19 protein-coding genes and 1 tRNA gene are annotated in these 20,399 nt (G+C 73.1%); 7 read left to right on the plus strand and 13 right to left on the minus strand.

The window, feature by feature from the left end:
• Positions 1-79: 79 nt before the first annotated feature.
• The 7 genes from ACWFR1_RS10690 to ACWFR1_RS10720 form a co-directional block, all read right to left on the minus strand.
• Positions 80-1,780 carry a S8 family serine peptidase gene (locus ACWFR1_RS10690; protein WP_453549005.1) on the minus strand — a complete coding sequence of 567 codons (1,701 nt, stop codon included), beginning with the start codon at positions 1,778-1,780 and terminating at the stop codon, positions 80-82.
• A gap of 624 nt (positions 1,781-2,404) precedes the next feature.
• Positions 2,405-3,271 carry a GNAT family N-acetyltransferase gene (locus ACWFR1_RS10695; protein ID WP_453548893.1) on the minus strand — a complete coding sequence of 289 codons (867 nt, stop codon included), beginning with the start codon at positions 3,269-3,271 and terminating at the stop codon, positions 2,405-2,407.
• A 161-nt stretch (positions 3,272-3,432) separates the two neighbouring features.
• The gene (locus ACWFR1_RS10700) at positions 3,433-4,338 is read right to left on the minus strand and encodes a hypothetical protein (protein WP_453548895.1); all 906 of its coding nucleotides are present in this window, start codon (positions 4,336-4,338) and stop codon (positions 3,433-3,435) included.
• A complete protein-coding gene (locus ACWFR1_RS10705; RefSeq protein ID WP_453548897.1) occupies positions 4,335-5,342 on the minus strand; it encodes an SPFH domain-containing protein in 1,008 nt (335 codons plus the stop codon). The genes ACWFR1_RS10700 and ACWFR1_RS10705 overlap by 4 nt, the downstream gene beginning before the upstream one ends.
• 68 nt (positions 5,343-5,410) lie before the next feature.
• On the minus strand, positions 5,411-5,695 hold the full coding sequence (locus ACWFR1_RS10710) for a hypothetical protein (RefSeq protein WP_453548899.1): 285 nt from the start codon (positions 5,693-5,695) through the stop codon (positions 5,411-5,413).
• A 200-nt stretch (positions 5,696-5,895) separates the two neighbouring features.
• On the minus strand, positions 5,896-6,501 hold the full coding sequence (locus ACWFR1_RS10715) for a DMT family transporter (protein WP_453548902.1): 606 nt from the start codon (positions 6,499-6,501) through the stop codon (positions 5,896-5,898).
• Positions 6,498-7,274 carry a phosphatase PAP2 family protein gene (locus ACWFR1_RS10720; RefSeq protein ID WP_453548904.1) on the minus strand — a complete coding sequence of 259 codons (777 nt, stop codon included), beginning with the start codon at positions 7,272-7,274 and terminating at the stop codon, positions 6,498-6,500. The genes ACWFR1_RS10715 and ACWFR1_RS10720 overlap by 4 nt, the downstream gene beginning before the upstream one ends.
• 289 nt (positions 7,275-7,563) lie before the next feature.
• Here ACWFR1_RS10720 and ACWFR1_RS10725 point away from each other — a divergent pair, with 289 nt between their 5' ends.
• Together ACWFR1_RS10725 and ACWFR1_RS10730 are read left to right on the plus strand one after the other, a co-directional pair.
• On the plus strand, positions 7,564-8,166 hold the full coding sequence (locus ACWFR1_RS10725; protein ID WP_453548907.1) for a TetR/AcrR family transcriptional regulator: 603 nt from the start codon (positions 7,564-7,566) through the stop codon (positions 8,164-8,166).
• 29 nt (positions 8,167-8,195) lie between these two features.
• Positions 8,196-8,573: a DUF488 domain-containing protein gene (locus ACWFR1_RS10730; RefSeq protein WP_453548909.1), complete on the plus strand. Its 378-nt coding sequence runs from the start codon at positions 8,196-8,198 to the stop codon at positions 8,571-8,573.
• A gap of 6 nt (positions 8,574-8,579) precedes the next feature.
• Here the strand turns inward: ACWFR1_RS10730 and ACWFR1_RS10735 are convergent, their stop codons facing one another.
• Positions 8,580-9,110 carry a DUF309 domain-containing protein gene (locus ACWFR1_RS10735; RefSeq protein ID WP_453548911.1) on the minus strand — a complete coding sequence of 177 codons (531 nt, stop codon included), beginning with the start codon at positions 9,108-9,110 and terminating at the stop codon, positions 8,580-8,582.
• A 134-nt stretch (positions 9,111-9,244) separates the two neighbouring features.
• Here ACWFR1_RS10735 and ACWFR1_RS10740 point away from each other — a divergent pair, with 134 nt between their 5' ends.
• Positions 9,245-12,040: an ATP-binding protein gene (locus tag ACWFR1_RS10740; protein ID WP_453548913.1), complete on the plus strand. Its 2,796-nt coding sequence runs from the start codon at positions 9,245-9,247 to the stop codon at positions 12,038-12,040.
• Positions 12,041-12,093: 53 nt separating this feature from the next.
• A tRNA-Pro gene (locus ACWFR1_RS10745) sits at positions 12,094-12,167 on the plus strand.
• Between the two features lie 98 nt (positions 12,168-12,265).
• Here ACWFR1_RS10745 and ACWFR1_RS10750 read toward each other — a convergent pair.
• Together ACWFR1_RS10750 and ACWFR1_RS10755 are read right to left on the minus strand one after the other, a co-directional pair.
• A complete protein-coding gene (locus ACWFR1_RS10750) occupies positions 12,266-13,258 on the minus strand; it encodes a site-specific integrase (protein WP_453548915.1) in 993 nt (330 codons plus the stop codon).
• A 225-nt stretch (positions 13,259-13,483) separates the two neighbouring features.
• Positions 13,484-13,828 carry a helix-turn-helix transcriptional regulator gene (locus tag ACWFR1_RS10755; protein ID WP_453548918.1) on the minus strand — a complete coding sequence of 115 codons (345 nt, stop codon included), beginning with the start codon at positions 13,826-13,828 and terminating at the stop codon, positions 13,484-13,486.
• Positions 13,829-13,905: 77 nt separating this feature from the next.
• Here ACWFR1_RS10755 and ACWFR1_RS10760 point away from each other — a divergent pair, with 77 nt between their 5' ends.
• Positions 13,906-14,781, plus strand: a complete 876-nt coding sequence (locus tag ACWFR1_RS10760; RefSeq protein WP_453548920.1) for a universal stress protein — start codon at positions 13,906-13,908, stop codon at positions 14,779-14,781.
• Between the two features lie 1,208 nt (positions 14,782-15,989).
• On the opposite strand, the gene ACWFR1_RS10765 is transcribed toward ACWFR1_RS10760, so the two are convergent.
• Both ACWFR1_RS10765 and ACWFR1_RS10770 read right to left on the minus strand, forming a co-directional pair.
• Positions 15,990-16,271 carry a dsRBD fold-containing protein gene (locus ACWFR1_RS10765; RefSeq protein ID WP_453548922.1) on the minus strand — a complete coding sequence of 94 codons (282 nt, stop codon included), beginning with the start codon at positions 16,269-16,271 and terminating at the stop codon, positions 15,990-15,992.
• A 151-nt stretch (positions 16,272-16,422) separates the two neighbouring features.
• Positions 16,423-16,698 carry a hypothetical protein gene (locus ACWFR1_RS10770; protein ID WP_453548924.1) on the minus strand — a complete coding sequence of 92 codons (276 nt, stop codon included), beginning with the start codon at positions 16,696-16,698 and terminating at the stop codon, positions 16,423-16,425.
• A gap of 729 nt (positions 16,699-17,427) precedes the next feature.
• Between ACWFR1_RS10770 and ACWFR1_RS10775 the strand changes: the two genes are divergently transcribed.
• Positions 17,428-18,543 carry a baeRF2 domain-containing protein gene (locus ACWFR1_RS10775; RefSeq protein ID WP_453548927.1) on the plus strand — a complete coding sequence of 372 codons (1,116 nt, stop codon included), beginning with the start codon at positions 17,428-17,430 and terminating at the stop codon, positions 18,541-18,543.
• Between the two features lie 199 nt (positions 18,544-18,742).
• Here the strand turns inward: ACWFR1_RS10775 and ACWFR1_RS10780 are convergent, their stop codons facing one another.
• Positions 18,743-19,042, minus strand: a complete 300-nt coding sequence (locus ACWFR1_RS10780; RefSeq protein ID WP_453548929.1) for an Hsp20/alpha crystallin family protein — start codon at positions 19,040-19,042, stop codon at positions 18,743-18,745.
• A 520-nt stretch (positions 19,043-19,562) separates the two neighbouring features.
• Here ACWFR1_RS10780 and ACWFR1_RS10785 point away from each other — a divergent pair.
• Complete coding sequence (locus ACWFR1_RS10785) at positions 19,563-20,390, plus strand: ribosome hibernation promotion factor (protein ID WP_453548931.1); 828 nt, start codon at positions 19,563-19,565, stop codon at positions 20,388-20,390.
• Positions 20,391-20,399: the final 9 nt, after the last annotated feature.

A 20,399-nucleotide genomic window follows, 5' to 3' on the forward strand; every position in this document is an offset into this window, starting at 1 on the left:
GTGGTGTAGACCACGAGCGCGTCGCTGACCAGCAATGATGCTGATGTGGGGGGTGGTTCAGAAGGGGTTCAGCGGTACATCAGAAGGTGAGGTTCCACGAGTCGATGTAGCCGGTGTCACCCGAGGCCACATCGCGGACCTGCAGCTTCCAGGTGCCGTTCGCGACCTCGCTGGAGGCGTCGACCGTGTACGTCGCGAGGACGTTGTCGGCGCTGTCCGAGGACGAGGAGGCCTTCAGGTTGCGCACGGTGCCGTCGGGGGCGATCAGGTCGATGACCAGGTCCCCGCGCCAGGTGTGCTTGATGTCCACGTCGACCTTGAGGGCGGCGGGGGCGTTGCCGGTGCGGCCGGTGACGGCGATCGAGGACGACACGGTGGTGTTGTCGGAGATCGTCACGTTCGTCGCGTTGGTGAAGACGGTGCCGGTGGGCGGAGTGGTGGTGCCGGTGACGGCGTCCACGGTCTTCGCGGAGTCGGCGATGCCGGTGCCGCAGCCGCCGGTGCAGGTGCCCGGCAGCGGACGGGCGTTGGTCTTGATCGCGGACTCGATCTCGGCCGGGGTGAGGGTGCTCTTGGCCGACTTGAGCAGCGCGGCGAGGCCGGCGATGTGCGGCGCGGCCATCGAGGTGCCCTGGTAGGGCTTGTAGTTCTCGACCGACTGGGTCGTCGTGCCCGAGTTCAGCGTGGAGTAGATGCCGTTCTCGGGGGTGGTGACGGTGCCGGGCGTGTCGGTGGCGTTGCGGGTCTCGCCGCCGGGCGCGGCCACGTCCACGATGGTGCCGTAGTTGGAGTAGTACGACCGGGCGCCGGCGCGGTTGGTCGACGCCACGGTGATGACGCCCGAGCAGTTCGCCGGGGTGAAGCCGGAGGCGTTGGCGTTGCTGTTGCCCGCGGCGACGACGACGGTGGTACCGCGCTGGACGGCGCCGTTGATGGCCGTCTGGTAGACGCTCGGGCAGGTGGAGCTGGCGCCGCCCAGGCTGAGGTTGATGACCTTGGCCGGGTTGGCGTTGGCCGGGACACCCGGCACGCTGCCGCCGGACGCCCAGGTGATGGCGTCGGCGATGTCGGCGGACGAGCCGCCGCACTTGCCGAGCACCCGCACGGGCTGGATCTTCGCGTTGTACGCGATACCCGCGATGCCCTTGGTGTTGTTCGTGACGGCGCCGATGGTGCCGGCCACGTGGGTGCCGTGCCAGGAGGAGTTGGAGGCGCGCGAGCCGGTGCCGCACTCGCCGTCGGTGGCGTTCCAGTCGCCCTCGTCCTTGGCGTCCGCGTCACGGCCGTTGCCGTCGCGGGCGTCGGCGGAGGTCGAGATGAAGTCGTAACCGGCGACGACGTTGGTCGCCAGGTCCGAGTGGGCGGCGTATCCGGTGTCGATGACGGCGACGGTGACGCCGGAGCCGGTCGTCTTGTCCCAGGCCGCGGGAACGTTCATGCCGCCGGTGGGCTCGAAGAGGTCCCACTGCTTGGCGTAGTCGGTGTCGTTCGGCGTGACAGCCATCGCGTAGGCACGGATGTCAGGCTCGACCGAGGCGACGGACGGGTCGGCGCGGAACGCGTCCATGACCTCCGTCAGGTCCTGCTTGGTGGCGCTGTCGCCCAGGTCGACCAGGGCGCCACCGCCGGCGAGGCGGCGCTCGAAGGAGAGCTTCTCGCCCGTCTTCGCGGCCTTCTCGGCCGTGTCGCTCTTCGCGGCGGTGTTGGAACCGGCCTCGGCGGCCTGGCTCTTGTAGGTGACGATGACCTTCTCGACCGGGGCGCTCGGGAGCGCCCCCATCGTCTGCGAAGCCGGAGCCGGCTTCGGGCTGGCAGCGCCCGGGGCGGCGGCGAACGCCCCGGTGGTGGCAGCGGCGCCGAGGATCGCGGCGCTCGCGACCACGGATATGACTCTCCGCCTGGAACCGTTCAAGGTGTGGCCCTTTCGAGTACGACGTAACTGCGGAGCAGTGGCGGCGGCGCGGGACACACGGTGCGAAGTGGGGTCGCTGTCCGTCGGTCCCTGGACTTGGGGAAGTCCGTGCGCCGCCACCGGCGCGACGGCCCGGGTCAAGGCCGTCCCCGGCGGACATCACCCTCCGCATGCACCTGTCAGGGTGTATTCGGGGGGTGATATCTGCCGGTGCGGAGGACAGTAGGGAACGGGAGAGTGAACCCGATACGGGGAAAACCCTTGTCACCCCTCACCGGGCGGCGGGGGTCCGGGGGAGGGGAGAGGGGGAGGGGAGGGGAGAAGGGCGGGGGATCGGCCGCGGAGTACGAGGGAGCGGACGACGTTTCCGCTGGTGGGGGCGGTGCGGAGACGGCGCGGGGGAGTCGGGGCGGAGACGGTGCGGGGGTGCCGCGGCGGATGGCCGGCGACGGTCGCGGCGGCCGGGGTGGGACGGGCCACTCCCCGGGGGGATCAGCCCAGTTCGAGCGTCGTGACGCCGAAGACCCGTTCCCGCGCCACCGGCCGGACCGGACCCGTGTACATCCGGGCCGTCTCGAACGTCGGCTCCAGACCCCGGTCAAGCGCCAGAAGCGCCGCTGCCGGGTTCGCCTCCGGCATGTCGACGGCGATCCGGGCCGCGCCGAAGTCCCGTGCCTCGGCGGCGAGCGCGTCGAGCAGGGCCGCCGCGTCCGCCGGGGTGTCGGCGAACAGCGGTCCGATCCGCGCCTCGTCCCGCGCGGGGCGGACGACCCCGTACCCGGCGGGCCGGCCGTCGACGACCCGGACCAGGACGCGGTGCCCGGGCGTGGTGAGCCACCTGGCGAGGAAGCCCGGCCGGTCGGCGTGGTGGCAGGCGCTGTCGTACGCGGCGACGGCGGCCGGGTCGAGCAGCTCGCCGGGCACCACCCCGGGCACCGGGCGGTCGGGCGCCGGGACCTCGCCCACGAAGCGCGCCGTGCGGTACGCCGTGGTGAAGCCGGAGCGCCGGTAGTTGTCCTGCTGCGCCGGCACCCCGTCGAGCCCGACGGACCGGTCGCCGGCGTGGGCGAGCGCGGCCCGCCAGGTGGTCAGGCCGTGGCCGAGCCCCCGGAACGCGGGGCGGACGAGGTAGAAGCCGAGGAAGGCGTACGTATCGCTGTAGTTGACGACCGAGATGGCCGAGACCGGCTCCCCGTCCACGCGCCCGAGGAAGAAGCCGCCGGGATCCTGCGCGAAGAACGCGGGGACGTCGGAACGTCCGGGATTCCACCCCTCCTCGGCGGCCCAGGAGCAGACGAGCGCCCACTCCTCGGGTGTGGCGGGAGCGACGGACAGCGAACCGGGGGAGGCGGGGGCCATGGGGTTCCTTCGACAGCCGGAGCCGGGCGGGCGGCGGAGCGCGCCGAGCATAGTGCTGTCGTACGGCTCGTCCCGCACGCGCCGATCGATTCCGGCCGCGCGTCACCGCGGACACGGCGCGGCTCCCGGAACGGTGGGTTGACGGGCCGCGCCCGGACCCGTCAACCCACCAGCCGGAGGCGGGTCTCCGCCGCCGTGAGGCGGACCGTCTGGCCCCATGTCAGGTGCAGGGCGTCCGACTCGACGCCGTCGCCGAAGACGACGAGGCGGTCCGACTCGACGGTGAGCCGCAGGCCGTGACCCGCGTCGAGGAGGCCCTCGACGCGCGCGGTGCCCGTCGTCGGCGACGGCCAGGCCTCGCGGACGAACCAGGCGAGCCGGGCGTCCGCGGGCCCGGGCAGGGCGAGCGCGCTGGAGCGCTGTTCCCACAGGGAGCGCAGCCACCCCGTGGCCCCCGTGCCGGTGCCGACCAGGACGCCCGAGGAGGCCTGGGACTCGGGCTCCGCGGGGGAGCCGGGACCGTCGAGGCCCAGCGAGTACCGCGCGGTCTGGTGGCCGGGCGGGCCGACGTAGATCTCGTTCAGCGCGAGGAGCCGCTGCGCGTCGTCGGTGACCGCCTCCACCATCGTCAGCTCGTCGACCGTCGCCCCGTCCCCCGCCGCGTACGGCAGCAGCCGCTTCGCGTGCGCCGCGCGGTGCCGGACCAGGACGCCCGCGTTGCGCCCGGGGTCCGCGTCGATCCCGACGACCGGCTGGCCCGTCAGGTACTTAGCCGCGTTCGCGACCAGACCGTCCTGGCCGACCACCACGACCACGTCCTCGGGCCCGAAGAGGAACCGGTCCAGGTCGGCGCGCTCCACCCGGGTCTGCCGCCACGACAGCGGAACCGCGCCCGCCACCTCGGCGAGCGCCCGCCGGACCCGCTCGTGCCGCTCCCGCACCGCCTCGACCGAACGGCCGCGCGCGGACAGGAAGAACGCGGCCTGGCCGTGCGTACCGTGCCGGGCGAGCAGCTCCTCGTACTCCGTGGTCCGGTGCACGAGGACCGCGCGCGGCGCGAGGCTCACGACGCGGCCGCCCCTCCACCGAGCTTCGCGAGGAGCCCGGTGAGCACGTCGGGGGAGAGCGTGAGGTGCTCGATACGGGGCAGGTTCTCCGCCGCCCGGTGCACGGCGAGGGCGTGCAGCGTCGCCGGCTCCGCCTCCGCGTGCGCCCGCAGCCATGCCGACTGCGCGCCCGCGCGCGCCTCGCCGACCACGCGCGCCGCCTCGGCCTCGGCCCGGGCGAGCCGGACCTTCCGTACGGCCTCGGCCTCGGCCCGTACGGCGTCGGCGGCGGCGCTCTCCTCGGCCTCGCGGCGCGCGTTGGTGCCGCGCTGCTCGACGAGCCGCTCCTCCTGGCGGGCCAGCTCGATCTTGCTGGCGAGCTCGTTCTCGGCGATGGCGCGCTCGCGCTCGACCGCCACGGCCCGGCGCTCGTACGTGGCGCGGTCCGCCTCCTGCTGGATCAGCTCACGGGCGGGGGTGCGCAGCGCGCGCTCGACCTCCGGTTCGGGACGGATGGCCACCACCCGGACCGCGACCAGTTCGATACCGGTGTCCGGCAGTCGCGGTTCGTCCGCGAGACCGGCCGAGATCCGGTCGCGTACCGCCGCCACGCCGTCGACGAGGGCCGCCGCGAGGGTGGTGCGGGCGAGGACGTCGAGGGCGTGCTGCTGGGCGGTCTCGGTGAGGAGGGTGGCGATCTGCTCCAGCGGCGTACCGCGCCAGGCGCCGGTGTCCGGGTCGATCGAGAAGTCGAGCCGGGTGGCCGCCGCGCCCGGGTCGCCGATCCGGTACGTGACGGCGGACTGCACGCTCACGTCCTGGAAGTCCGCTGTGCGGGCGTGGAACGCCATCGCGAGCTCCCGGTCGTTGACCGGCACTTCGGAGAGGGCGGCGGTGCGCGGCCGGAACCAGAAGCTCAGCCCCTCGCCGTCGTGGACGAGCTGCCCGCGGCGCTGGTGGCGGATGTGGGCGGTGGGCGCGGAGCGCAGATGGCGCCAGCCGGACCGCCGGGTGATGTCAGCCATGGAAACCCCCTTGTCGTCATATTGACGATAGGGGGTTCCGCTGATTTTCGTCAATATGACGAAAGGGATCAACCGGAAAGCGATGCCCGAGCCGCCTCCACCTCGGGAACGGGGAGAGGGAGCGCGGTGGATGCGGGGAGAGGTGAGGGGTGGGGTGCGGGGAGATCGGTGACCCGCGGCTGCGGCACCGGCCGGGAACCCGCCACGACGGTGGAGGCGGCCGGGGCCGTCTCGGCGACCGGAGCGCCGCCCTTCGTCAGCAGCACCACGCCCCGCGCCGCGACGAGCGACGCGGCGGCGGCGATCGGCCAGCCCCACGCGCCCGCCCGGAAGGTCTCGCCGAGCAGGGCCACGCCGATGATCGCGGCGGCCGCCGGATTGGAGAGGTTGACGACGGCCAGCGGCGCCGCGAGCCCGCCCCGGTAGGCCGCCTGTGAGAGCAGGAGCCCGCCGACGGCGAAGCCCGAGATGAGGACGGCGAGCAGCGCGGTCTGCCACCAGACCGGTTCCCTGCCGGGTAGTTCGAGCGCGAGCGCCGCCGTCAGGGTCTGCGTCAGGGCGGAGCCGACACCGGACGCGACGCCGGAGGCCGTCGCGTGCCCGAGCCCGCGTGCCCGAGCCCGCGGGCCCGCGGGCCGCCGGCGGCTCCCGCGGCTGTGGTCGCGGCCGTGCCGCCGCGCCCTCGCGACACGCGGCCCGAGGCGAGCGCGGCGATCAGGAGCGCCGTCGCCGCGGCGACGATCAGCGCCTCGCGCAGGCTCAGCGCCTCGCCGGGCTCCGCCGGTCCGGTCATCGCGACCAGGCCGACGAGCCCGCCCAGGGTCAGCAGCGCTCCGCGCCACTCCTTCCGGGTCACGCGCCGGCGCGCGCAGTACGCGCCCAGCGGCAGCGCCGCCACGAGCGTCAGGGCGCCGAGCGGCTGGACGAGGGTCAGTGGCCCGTAGTGCAGGGCCGCCACATGGGCGAGGGCCCCGGCGGCGTTCAGGCCGACCGCCCACCACCACTGCCCGCGGGCGAGGAGCGCGCGGAGCGCCCCGCGCCCGCCGTCGGGGGCCGAGGAGGCGGCCAGCCGCGACTGCGCGACGGCGGCGAGCGCGTATCCGGCGGCGGAGACGAGCGAGAGGAGCACCGCGAGGACGGTGCCGACGACGGGGCTCATCGCAGGACTCCGGCCGGGAGAGGGGTCGCCGTACGCGGGCGGGGAAGGGGCGGCGGCGCCGCTCGGCCGCAGCCCGGGGCCCGTCCGCCGCGGCCCGGGGCCCGGACGGCGAGCAGCGCGAGGCCGAGGAGCGCGGCGGCGGCCAGCGCGTCGAACCAGTAGTGGTTGGCGGTGCCGACGATCACGAGCAGGGTGAGCAGCGGGTGCAGCAGCCACAGCGTGCGCCAGCGGGAGCGGGTCGCCGCGATCAGTCCGATCGCGACCATCAGTGCCCAGCCGAAGTGCAGCGACGGCATGGCGGCGAACTGGTTCGCCATCGAGTCCGTCTCGGGAGTGGCGCCGTACACGGACGGGCCGTAGACCCGCGCCGTGTCGACGAGGCCGGCGGCGGCGAGCATACGCGGCGGGGCGAGCGGCATCAGCAGGTGCAGGGCGAGGGCGGCGCCGGTCAGGAGCGCGAGGACACGGCGCGACCACAGGTAGTGGGAGGGGCGGCGCCAGTACAGCCAGACGAGGAAGGCGATCGTGGCCGGGAAGTGCACGGCGGCGTAGTACGTGTTGGCGGCCCGGACGAGCGGCTCGCCGTGCATCAGCAGCTGCTGGATCGTTCCCTCGCCCGGGAGGTGGAGCGCGCGCTCGGCGTCCCAGACGTGGTCGGCGTTGCGGAAGGCGCGGGCCTCGTGGCCGTTGGCGAGGAGCCGGCCGAGCTTGTAGACGAGGAAGAGCGCGGTGACGAGCACGAACTCGCGCAGCAGCGGCGGTCTCGCGGTCACCTCGTGGCCCGCGGGGCCCAGGGCACCCGAGGGATCGCCCGGGCCTTCGCGGCCTTCCGGCTCACCGGGGCCGGGGGTAGCCGTCGTCCCCGGTCCTGGAGGACGTCGTCCTCGTGTCCCGCGTATCCCGGCACCCATCGCGCGGCCCCTCTAATGCGTCAAATCGGCAGCAAACGGAGTGAGCCTAGATCCGATTTCATCGAGACGCAAGCGTCTCGATACGTTTGCGTCTCGATTGTGCACCCCCTACTCTCGTATGTGCAGAGACAGAGGTGTCCGGGAGGATTCGATGTCCACACAGGCCGCGACCGCCGCAGCCCGTCGCAGCAAGATCACGCCGGAGCGCGAGACGGAGCTGTACGACGCGGTGATCTGCCTCCTGAGGGAGGGGGGCTACGACTCGGTGACCATGGAGGGCGTCGCGGCCCGCACCAAGTGCGGCAAGGCCACCCTCTACCGCCAGTGGGGCACGAAGCCGCAGCTCGTCACCGCCGCCCTCGCCCGGCGCCGCTGCACCGTCTTCGCCGGCATCGACACCGGCTCCCTCGCCGGCGACCTCCACGAGGCCGCCCGTATCGCCGCCTCCCACCGCGAGCGCGACGCCGAGCTCATGGAGGCCGTCGCCCAGGCCTTCATCCAGCACCCCGACCTGCGCGCCGCGCTCCGCGAGACCGTCATCGCCCCCGAGGTCGCGGCCATCGACGCGGTGGTGGCGCGCGCGGTCGAGCGGGGCGAGGTCGCCGCCGGCAACCCCGCCATCGCGTTCGTCGCGCCCTGCTTCCTGGGCATGCTCCGCATCGAGCGGATCTTCGAGGAGCGGTTCGCCGAGGCCTCGACGATGACCGGATTCGTGGACGCCGTCCTCCTTCCGGCGCTGCGCGCCGAGAGGTGAGCTCCCGGCCCGTCCGGCACCCTGGAGGCATGCCGCCGAGGAACCCCCGCGTCCGTGTCCGCCGGATCTACGAGGCCCCGTCGCCCGACGACGGCGTACGTGTCCTCGTCGACCGGCTCTGGCCGCGCGGACTGGCCAAGACGGACGCCCACATCGACGAGTGGCCCAAGGCGCTGACACCCTCCACCGAGCTGCGCCGCTGGTACCACGGGCCCGAGGGGGAGTACGCGGAGTTCTGCCGACGGTACGAGGCGGAGCTCGCCGCCCCCGACGCCGCCGCGGCCCTCGACCGGCTCCGGGAACTGGCCGCGCGGGAGACCGTCACGCTGCTCACGGCGGCCAAGGACCCGTCGATCAGCCACACATCCGTACTGGAGCGCGAACTCGCCCCGCGGGCAGGGGAGTAGCGGGTCTCAGGCGCCGGAGCCGCGCAGCAGTCGCGGGGCCTCGGCCGCCGCGTCGACCTGAGCCCCCGACTCTTCGGCACGCTCGGCCAACTCGCGCGCCCACGCCACGAGTCCGCCCACACCGATCCCGTAGGGGCTCTCGTCCGGGCCCCCTCGCGCGCTCTCGCGCGGACTCGGACTTCCGTACGCGGCGAGCCGGTCGGCGCCCCGGCGCAACAGCCGTGCCCCGCCCTGCCGGTTGCCCCGGGCGGTGTGCGTCAGACCGACCGCGAGCTGCGCGAGCCCCTGCCACAGATCGCGCTCCGCCTCCGGGCCTGACTTCCAGGCGTCCTCGAAGACCTCGTGGGCGTGGAACGGCATCCCGGCGTCGAGGAGCCGCTGGGCCTCACGCAGGGTCTCGTCCGGGGTGCGCACGACGCCCTCGGGCTGCCGGGGCACTCCCTCCGCCCCGTACGGCAGCGGCCGTCCGAGCCCGTCACGGGGGCGTGCGCTCCGCGCCCTGCCCTCCTCGTCGCGATCCCTCGTCGTCCGGTTCACCCGTCCATTGTCACCCCCCGGACGATCAGGGGCGGTAGGCTCGTCGGTCCGACGTTTCCCGGGTTCGGGTGGGTCGCACGGACCAAAAACGGGTAGCGTCGTGCCTGTTGATCGTGTGGGGGAGTGAGTCGCCGGTGCCGTCGGAATCCGAACAGCAGCTGTCCGCAGGGCGGTCCGCGGCCCCTGCCCGCCCGGAGCGGGGCGCCCTGCTCGAACGCGGCCCGGAGCTCGCCGCGGCCTGCCACGCCATAGACACGCTCGTCGCCGGGGCGGCGAGCGGAGGACCCGCCCGGGGCGGCGTCCTCGTCCTCCGAGGCGACCCGGGCGTCGGCAAGACGGCCCTCCTCGCCGAGATCCACCGCATGGCCCGGGACCGGTGCACGGTCCTGACCGCCCGCGGCGGCGAGACGCTCACCTCGGTCCCCTTCCACATCACCCGCCAGCTCCTCCAGCCCGCACTGGACGGCTACGGCTCCGAGGACGTCCACCACCTCTTCGGCGACCGCTTCGACCTCGTCGCCCCCGCCCTCGGACTCGCCTCGCCGCCCCTGCCGTCGGCCGCGCCCGCCGACCCGCAGGGCGTACGGGACGGCCTGGTCCGGCTCCTCGACCGGCTCGCGGACGGCCTGCGCCACCGGCCCCCGGTCCTGCTCCTCGACGACGCCCACTGGGCCGACGCCGAAACGCTGACCTGGCTCGACGCCTTCACGCGCACCCGACAGGACGGCCGGCTGCCCGCCCTCGTGGTGCTGGCCCACCGCCCGCTGCCGACCCCGGCGGGCGACGAGGGAACCGGCGGTCCCGGGGACGACAGGCACGCCGGGGGCGACAGGCACAGCGGGGGCGACGGCAAGGCCCTGCTGGCCGGTCTCGGCGGCCGCGCACTCGTGACGCTGGGACTGGACGCCCTCACCGCCGAGCTCGCCCGCGAGACGCTCGGCGCCCACGCGGACGAGCCGTTCTGCCGGGAACTGTGGTCGGTGACCTCCGGCAACCCGTACGAGACCGTCGAACTCCTCGCCAAGGTCCGTGACCGGACCCTCGAACCCGTGGCGGGCACGGCGGGCCTCCTCAAGAGCCTGGCCGCGGGAGCCCGCGGCGGCGGCCTCGTCACCCGCCTCGAAGCGCTCGGCAGCGGCCCGACCCGCGTCGCCTGGGCCGTCGCCGTCCTCGGCGCGGACAGCACGCCGGACCTCCTCGCGAAGCTCACGGGCATGGACGCGGCGGAACTCGCCGAGCACACGGAACGGCTCCGCCTGGCCAGGATCGTCACCACGCCGCCGGCACGGAAGACGGCCGCCGGCCCGCCGCTGGAGTTCGCGCACCCGCTCATCGCCACCGCCGTGTACGGCTCGGTGTCACCCGCGGTCCGCACCGCCCTGCACGGGCGCGCCGCCTGGGTGCTCACCGAAGCGGGCCGCGGACCGGCGGCCGCCTCCCGCCACCTCCTCGAAGTGCACCCGGACGACGACGAGGACGTCGTCCGCCGGCTGCGGGCCGCCGCCGTCGAGCACCTGGCCGTCGGCGCCCCCGACGCGGCCCGCCGCTGCCTGGAGCGGGCAGTCGCCGAGCCGCCGGGCCCCGACACGTACGCCAGGGTCCTGTACGAACTCGGCTGCGCGTCCCTGCTCACGGCACCCGCCGCCACCGTCCTGCACCTGCGCTCCGCGCTCGCCCTGCCCGGCCTCGACGACGCCCTGCGCACCGACGCGACCTACCGGCTCGCCCAGGCCCTCGCCCACAACAACCAGCTGGAGGAAGCCGCGCGGGCCGTCGCGGCGGAGGCGGCCCGCACCCCGCCCGGCACCGGCCGACGCCGCCTGCAGGCGGCCCACTTCATGTACGAGGGGTTCCAGACCGCCGAGGAGGACGGCCCCGGGCGCTCCCGCCGCCTGGCCGACCTCACCAGCTCCTTCACCGGAGCCGACAACTCCGAACGGGCCCTCGTCACCGTCCGGGCCTTCGACGCGATGCTCCGCGGCGAACCCGCCGACGAGGTCGTACGCCTCTGCGACCGCGCCCTCGTCGACGGCCGGCCCGCCCGGGGCCTCGGCTGGACGGACCCCACCTGGGGCTTCGAGATCCCGGCCCTCACCGGCATCGCCTACGTGTTCGCCGACCGGCCCGACCGGGCCGAGGCCCTCTTCACCGAGGCGGTCCGGGCCTTCGAGATCTCCGGCTGGAGCGGCGCCCACCTCGCCTTCGCCCACACCCTCCTCGGCCTGGTCCACCGGCGCCGCGGCGCCCTGCCGCGCGCCCAGCACCACCTGGAGGAGGGGCTGCGGCTGGCCGACCGGGTCGGCGACGGGCTCCCCGTCCACTGGGACACCGCCTGCCTCCTCGTCGACACCCTCGTCGCCCGGGGCCGCATCACCGAGGCGCGGAGCGTCGCCGACCGGTACGCCTTCGGCCCGCCCTGGCCGGGCGCGATCGTGCTGCCCGACGGCCCCAGCGTCCTCGGCCGGCTGCTGCTCGCCGAGGGCCGCACCGAGGAGGCCGTGCACACCCTCGAAGGGGCGGCCGAGGCGCTGACCGGCCGCGGCCGCCACCACGTCGTCTGGGCCCCCTGGCCCCTCGACCTCGCCAGGGCCCTCGCCTCCTCCGACCCGCACCGCGCCGCCGGGATCGCCGGCGAGGCCCTGGCCCACGCCGAACGGCTCGGCACCCCCACGGCCCTGGGCGAGGCCCTGCGCTGCGTCGCCCTCTTCGCGGACCCGCCGGAAGCCCGCGACCTCCTCACCCGCGCCGTCGACCACCTCGCCGCCTCCCCCTCCCGCTACGAGGAGGCCCGGGCCCACCTCGACCTCGCCCACGCCACAGGCTCCCCCTCGGCCCTCGGCCGAGCGGCCACCCTGGCCGCCACCTGCGGCGCAGACGCCCTCGCCACAGCAGCGGTGACAGCCCGTGCGTCAGACCGCCCCCTGGAGTGAGGTAGTGTTTCTCCTGCACGCCGACGCGGGAGAAACCCGCGGAAGACGCGCATCGGGACGTGGCGCAGCTTGGTAGCGCACTTGACTGGGGGTCAAGGGGTCGCAGGTTCAAATCCTGTCGTCCCGACTCGAAAGAGTCGCAGGTCAGGGGCCGTTTCAGAGCAATCTGAAACGGCCCCTTGATCATTCTTGGGGACAACTTGGGGACCAACTCGCCTTGACCGGTCAGCGGGCGACCACGATGGGGCTCGGCAGGGACCGGGGCGCGCGGAGCGCGGTGAGGTGTGCCGAGAGGGCGGCGCCCGCGGCGGTGATCTTGTGTACGTCGGGATGCAGGTACCGCTGAGTGGTGGTCAGCGAGCCGTGCCCGGCGATCTTGCGGAGGATGTGCACCTGGACGCCGGCGTCGGCGAACCAGGTGAGCCCGGTGTGCCGGAGGTCATGGCGGCGCAGGTGCTCGTACCCGAGCTTCGTGACGACGTCGTCCCAGTGGGTCGCGTCGCGCAGGACCGCGGTGGAGATGCGGCCTCCGCGGGGTCCGGTGAACAAGCGGGCGTCGGGGTCGGGGCCCGCTGCTAGGACGCGTTGTGCGACGAGTGGGCGGATCTCCTCGATGATGGGCACCTGCCGGGCCCGCTTACCCTTGGTGCCCTTGTCCACGAGACCGCCCGGAGCGGGGGTCGTCTGACGGCGGACGGTCCAGATCCAGTTGGTGGTGTCGATGTCCCCGACCCGGCAGCCGGAGACCTTGCCGATGCGCGCGGCCGTACACGCGGCGAACAGCACCACGTCGCCCCAGCCTCGGTACTCGCCGTAGGAGGCGGCCACGAGAGCGTCGGCCAGCTCGACCAGAGACTCCCAGTTCGGCAGGGCGAGCGCTCGTGGGTTGAGGAGCTCGTCCTCGGCCTGCTTGTACAGCTTCTGCCAGCCTGTGACGCGGGCGGGGTTGACCTTGATGACGCCGTCACGGACCGCCTGCTCCATGACTCGGACCAGAACGGCGAGGGTGTTCTTGACTGTTGACCGGCTGCACGCGTCGGCGATCCAGTTCTGCAGCGTACGGTCGACCACGCCGTTGGTGATCATCCGGACGGGCAGATGTCCCAGCGCGGGTACGACTCGGATCCGCCACCCCGAGAGGTAGGGGTCGCGGGTCTTCAATTCGAGACCGCGCAGAGCGAGTTCCATATTGGCGTCGCCGTAGGGGGAGAGTTTCATCGTGGCGGTCGAGGGGGGCAAGCCCTGCTTCGGCGGCCTCGACGATCGCCTGGATCCACGCGTTGGCCGCGTCCTCGTCTTCCGTCGCTTCGGAGACGGACCTGCGGCGCTTGGTGGTGGGATCGAACCAGCGGACTCGGGCACGATATGGCGTCGCCCTGTTGGGTCTGTATTCGACGTCCGTGGAGAGTCGTACGCCGATCGGGACGGTTTCTATATGGGTCATCAAACCTTCCGGTCGGGGGTGGTTCGGCGGCGGTGCAGCCATTCCTCGACATCGGTCGCGCTGTACAGGACGACGCGCTCGGACACGGAGATGAACGGAGGGCCTTGGGGCGGCCGTGCGGTGCGCCAGCGACGCAGGGTCGAAGCGTCGACACGAAGGTGGGCCGCGAGTTCTGTCGTCGAGTACCAGTTGCCGGCGAGGAGGCGCGGACGGCTATGCGCCCCGTCGCGGTCCTGGTATGCGGGTGCGGATGGTGCTGAGGCCTCCTCGTTCGAGTGCCGAACGGCATAGGGCAGGGCGGATACGGGGGCGTGGGCCAAGGGGGATCGGTCTCCGGGGAGCACGGAACACTAGTAATCCTTACCGCTCGCCCAGATCCAGCACGCCGTTCAAGATATGAGGGGCTGAGCGGAGGAGTGCCGTGAGTGGGCTGGTGATCGTGGGAGCGGACGGCTCGGCGTCGAGCCTTGGCGCCGTGGAGGGGGAGGCCCGGTGGCGGGATGCGGGGCTGCGGATCGTGCACGCCTTCCACTGGCCTGTGGCGCGTGTGCCGTTGTGGCAGGCCCTGCCGATGCCGACCCGGGACGAGATCCAGAGGATGGCCGAGGACCTGGTCACCGCGGCGGTGGAACGAGCCAGGGCGGTGGCGCCGTCGGTGGACGTCACCCATGCCGTGGTGTTGGGGGCGCCCTTGACGGTCCTGGAGGCACAGTCGGGTGCCGCGGAGCTGGTGGTCGTCGGATCCCGGGGCGTGGGCGGCTTCGTCGGGCTCATGGTGGGCTCCACGGCGGTGCGGCTCGCGGCGCACGGTCGATGTCCCGTGCTCGTCGTGCGGGACTCGCCGGAGCCGGCCGGGCCGATCGTGCTGGCGGTCGAAGGTTCCCGCGCCGGCGCGGCGGCGGTGGACTTCGCTTTCGCGGAGGCCGCCCTTCGAGGCGTAGGCCTTGTCGCCCTGCACGCCTGGACCACGTGGAACGCACCCGTGCCCCCGCCGCAGGATCCCGCAGAACCGTACACGAGCCGTCCGGGCATGCTCGCCGAGGCCGAGGAACGCCTGCTCGCCGAGGCGCTCGCGGGTCGCCGGGAGAGGTACCCGGAGGTCCCGGTCGAGCTCCGCGTGGTGCACGGTCCCACGCGGGAGGTTCTGATCGAGGCAAGTGGCGCCGCGCAGCTCCTGGTCGTCGGCGCACGAGGACGCGGCGGCTTCACGGGCCTGCTGCTCGGCTCGGTGAGCCAGGCGGCGCTGCACCACGCGCACTGCCCCGTCGCCGTGGTGCGACAGCCCGGCGCCCGCTGAACCGCAAACTATCGGCCGCGGTTTCGGCGACCTGCGCGAACCGGACCTGCTCCCGCTCGCGATCGTGCATCCACGCCGTGACCTCGGCGCTTCCGGGCGCTCGACGACCTGTGCCAGCTGCTGGCCACAGCCATCCGGTTCCGTTCAGGTAGGGACTCGCCATTTGGTCGATGGGAAGTCTGTCGGCGATTCGGCCGTGGTACTCGAACACACCGCGATTCCAACCAGGGCAGTTGGGCCTCGACAGGCCCGTCCACGGCATGATCCGCCGGGCAGGTCCTGGGCATCCATCAGCACCCCGCACCGTCGGCGTCCCTGAATGGCGACTGGCAGTCGCCGTCCGGACCACCGAACTGGGCACGGTGTGGCCAGATCCGGGGAGACCTCGGCTGTTTCCCAGTGCAGGAGACTTGCTGGGCCATGCAGTGGAACGATCGTGCCCCCGGCGCGCTGTTCCGGGCGGATGCCCCTCGACGACGATGTGGTCTCCGGCTTTGGCGTTCGTCTCACGCTCCTCGACGTCCGGGCCCACCCTCGGGTCGCGCTGCCGATGGCGAGACGATGGTCCGGCCGATGCGGGGCCTCCGGATCGTCGACCCGGACCGCCAGGCCCGACGTCAGGACGCTCCGTCCGCCGCAGCGACTTGTCGATGAAGTCCACCTCGAAGGGGCCCGGTGACCTGCCGCGCCAGCCGGGTAGCTCCCGGTGCCGGGTGCGAATCGACCACTTCGCCTTCGTGGAGTCGACAGTCGACCGGCCGCACGACGGGACCGCTGCCGGTCGACGGCGCGATGCGGCCGATCCCGCCGGGCGCCGACTTCCCCAGCACTCCTCTCCCGAAGATCCTTCGGGACGGGATGTGCCGGCGAGGGGCACGGCCGGGCGCTCCATAGGCTCACCGCCCAGCGGTTTCCAGCGGACGCGCCGCGTGCCGCAGCCCGCCGAGTGAGCATCACGGCGTCGACGGCACCGGCCGACGACTGCACGTACCCCGGCGCCATGTCGCCCGGTCTGCCAGGTCCCTGCGACCGAGACCGAGCAGTTGCCGGCGCCGGGCCACTCGTCGGCCGATGTCTCCGAGCCGGGCCCGGCGGTGATCGGCACTCCCACTGCCTGCGCACTTCGTGAACACCCTCCCCTCAGTGAGGGGCCGGACGGCGCCGCGACGAGCGGACAGGCCGCGGCCGGTGGGTCGGATCCGTGGCGGTCATCCGTGCAGGGGCGGTTCGTTGGCGGCGGCGTCGGCCACGCCGAAGCGCAGCAGCTGGTGGCCGAGTTCGACCAGGGCGCGTCCGGCTGCGTATTCGTCGCCGATCTCCGGCGCGGGAGGGTCGTGCGGGTTGCGGTGGGCTTCGGTGCGGCTCTCCAGCCGGTTGTCGCCGGTGTCGAGGACGGCGTGCACCTTTGTGACGTCGCCCTCCTCGAAGAGGTCCACGCGCAGGGTCCACGTCTTGGTACGCGTCGGCTTGTTCGTCGTCTGCTCGTTCATGTCCAGACCTGTCCTCTGAGGGGGTCGGTGAGGGTTCCGTCCCGGGGGATGGGTGAGTCCTGCCCGGGGCAGCCGCCCGCTGTCGGGCCCGTCGGTGTGGTGACCGCTGGTGCGGTTGTCGCGGAGCTCCTTTCCCGGTCGACGAAGCGGGTCAGGGCCCGGGCGCTTCGAGTAACTGGGCGGGGAAGACGATGGCGGAGTTCTTCTCGGCGGCGATCTCGGCGAGGATCTGCGGGTTCCGCGACGGCAGGGCGACGGGGTTGCCGGCGATGACGTCGGTCACCGTGCGCGGGGCGACCTTCGACATCCGGTCCGTCAGCGGGAACTTGAACCGGCTCTCGGGGTCGCGCACCCCGCGCCGCCGGCCCAGCCGCAACGCCACCCCGCGCTCGTACGGCCACACCATCGCGACGACCCGGTCCGACACGGGAACCACCTTCTTCGCCCCGAGCCCGTACCCCCAGTGTGACCGCGGCCGAGACTGTTGGACATGGGCCGCCCGGCCCAACGCGAGACAGCGGTCGGACGCAGTCCCGGGCGCCGCCGGCCGCCGTGGTTTGGTGGTGGCGCCCGTCCCGTTCCGCCCGCTCGCGGACGAACGGTGGGGCATCAGTTACCGCGAGTGGGCAGCCGGGGGTATGGCGGATTCACCGAGCCGCCTTCGGGCCTGGTCATCGGGGCGGTGACGGGGGCGTTCCGCCTTGGCACTGGGTGGGGGCGGGCGTATCGTGGAAATTGGCCTGCAGGGCGAGCGAGGGAGTTCGACCGGATGGCCCCGGGTGATGGGCGGAGGCTCCGCGCGGGGCGTTGGTCGACGGTCGGGCTGAGAGGCTGGAAGGTCTGTGAGACCGGAAAGCGACCTCCATCACCTGATCCGGACAATGCCGGCGAAGGGAGCCCACCTTGCAGGTTTCCGTCTGCCCGCACGACACCGCTGCGAGACGTGATCAGCCACGCGACGGCGAAGAAGGGACCGCGGAGCGCCCGGAGCGGGCGCGCCGGATGACATGTGGTCCGCGGCCGCGCGCCCTGCCCTGATCGGTCCTGACGCCGCCCCTGTAGCTCATGGGGACCTCGATAGCTGAGCGGTTTCTCGGATTCGATCCCGACGCCTCGGGCTCGTCGCGAACGGGCGCGCCCACCACGGGAGCCTGACATGGGAACCACGACGTCGGTCAACGACGACATCCTGAGGACCCTGTGCGAGACCCCGGGGCCGATCGCCTCGGTGTACCTGCAACTGGAGCCCCGCCCGCAGCGGGAGGACGACGCCAGGCTGCGCTGGCGCACCCTTGCCCGGCAGCTGTCGGGCAAGGGTGCCGATGAGGACACGATCGCCGCGCTGACGCGGCGTGTCGACGCGGCACTCCCCGGAACGGGGACGCTCGCGGCCTTCGCAGCAGCAGGCGAGCTCCGCCACTCCACGATCCTGCCCGGCGACGGACACGCGGATCTCGCCGTCCACGCGCCCCTGCCACACCTGGCACCGCTCCTGGAGTGGCGCCAGGAACACCCGGCACGCGTCCTCGCCGTGGTCGACCGCACCGGAGCAGACCTGGCGGCGTACCCGCGCGGAGACACCGAGCCGCTACGGCGCACCGTGACCGGACCCGACGACGAGATCGAGCGCAACGCGCCCGGAGGCATGTCGCAGGGCCGTTTCCAGCGGAGGGCGGAGGACTCCTGGGAGCACAACGCCGTCAGCGCGGCAGAAGCCCTGACCCGTGCCGTGTCGCGGGTCTCCGCCCGCCTGGTGCTGCTCGCCGGTGACGTCCGGGCTCTGCAACTCCTTACCAAGCATCTGCCCGACCGCGTCCGGCGGCAGGTCTCCCTGCGTCACGTGAGCGGTGGACGCGCACTTGACGGGTCCGCCCGCATCCGGGAGGAGCAGATCGAGGCCGAGACGCACCGCGCGGCGGACGAGCAGACGAAGGACCTGCTGCGACGGTTCGCCGAGGAGAGGTCTCCGGGGGGCCGGGCCGTCGAGGGCGTCCACCCCACACTCGGCGCGCTCGCGGAGAGCCGCGTGGAGACCCTGGTCTTCGTCGACGAGCCGGACGACCGGCGTACCGCGTGGTTCGGCGAGGCCGCTTCAGCTGTGTCGGATCGCCGCCCCGCGCCGTCCCCCGTCGGCGGACCCGTGATCCGCGGCCGGCTGGCCGACGTGGCGGTCCGCTCGGCCGTGCTTTCAGGAGCGGACGTACGCGTCCTTAGTCCCGATGCCGACGGTGCCCCGGCCCACGGCATCGGGGCGCTGTGCCGCAGCGTGTGACAGCCGGACGGTGAGGAACGAAGGATCTCCTCAAGCACCCCGGGCAAGCGGAGGACGATTACGGTCGCCCGGCCGCCCGCGCGTTGGTGTGAGCACATGGTCTCCGGTCAGCGGGAAGGCGGGGCCGGACCTGTGACACCGCACTTATGAGGAGCGGACGGGGGGACACCCCGTCCGCTCCGCACGAGTGCGGTGTGATTCAGGCCTCCGTGATCTCGACATGCCGAGGCTTGGCGGCTTGGGTCTTGGGGACCGTCACGGTCAGCACGCCGTCGGCCAGGTTCGCCTTGACCTCCTCGGCCTTGACCTCGACGGGCAGCAACGCCCGGTACTCGAAACGGCCCGTGCGGCGCGCACCCCGGCGCAGGACGCCTTCACGCTCGCGTTCCTTGAACTCACCCGTGACGCACAGTTCCCGGCCGCTGACCTCGACGTCGATGTCCTCCTTGATGCCCGGCAGCTCCGCCTCGACCACGTAGGCGTCGTCCGTCTCGTGCATGTCGGCCAGCGGCGACCAGATGCCGGAGATGGTGGGTGCCTGCTGGCGGCCTCCAGGAACCGACCCATCCGCTCGAAGAGGTCATCGATCTCGGATGCGACAGGCTCTCCCCAGCTCAGTGTGGGGAACGTCCGCTCCAGGAGCCGAGTTGGCCGGTGATGTACGGGGGGGCATCGCGGTTCACCTCCGCGAAACGACGATTGTCAGGACTGCTTCCATGGTGCGCGTCGTCGTCGCGCCGATCCGATCGGCGGACCTGTCAGCCCCCGGCGAGGGCCGTTCGGCCCCTGCGAGTCTCGCGGATCGAAGGAAGACTGGATGAGAGTGAGAGATGTGGCTGGAGCTGAGCTCCCGGGCTTGGGGGCGTCGGTGGGAGTCGCGTAAGACGGGCCGCCTGCCCCCGTCCCCGCACACGGGATGAAGAGTTCCCACTGGCCCGGTGGGCTCATGAATTCCTGCTCGACCAGAAGATGCAGGAACGGGCCGGCCACCCGGACTCCTCCTCGTAGCGGAGGTCATCATGAAGCGAAACACCGCACAACCCCTTCTGGACGTGCAGGTGGAGACCCGGGGTGATGTGTCCGCCGAGGACGCCGCCTACGCCCGGGACAAGGTGCGGGCCGTGTTCGACCAGGCACCGGGACCCGTGCTCTTCGCCCGGGTGAAGCTGACCCGGTACGCGAACCCGGCGATGGAGCGGCCCGTGACGGCCCAGGCCAATCTGGACGTCAACGGCAAGCCCGCCCGCGCACACGTTGCCGGCAGCAACGCCACGGAAGCGGCCGACCTCCTCAGGGACCGGCTCGAAGCCGTGCTGGCGAGGATGGCGGAACACTGGGAAGCCCGGCGCGGCCGTACGCATCCGCCCGGGAGCGCCCGCCCATGGCGGCACGGTGACGAGCCCACTCACCGCCCCGACCACTTCCCGCGCCCGGCCGAGGAACGGGAAGTCGTGCGCCACAAGGCGTTCGCCCTGGCATTCGAATCGCCCGACGAGGCGGCCGACGACCTGGAGCGGCTGGACTACGGCTTCCAGCTGTTCACCGACGCCGGAACGGGAGAGGACAGCGTCCTGTACCGCACGGACCCGGAGGGATACCGGCTGGCGCAGGTGCATCCGCGGCCCGACCTGATCGGCCCGGTCGCCGTGCCGCTTACTCTCAGCCCGGCCGCCGCCCCGCGCATGAGCGTCACGGAGGCGAAGGAGCGCCTGGACGTCACCGGCTGGCCGTTCGTGTTCTTCGCCGACGCCGGCACCGGCCGCGGGAACGTCCTCTACCACCGCTACGACGGCCACTACGGCCTCATCACCCCCACGGCCCGCGAGCCGTCAACCACAGCACTCTGAACCGGACGG

This window comes from Streptomyces sp. NPDC055103 (assembly GCF_053607625.1).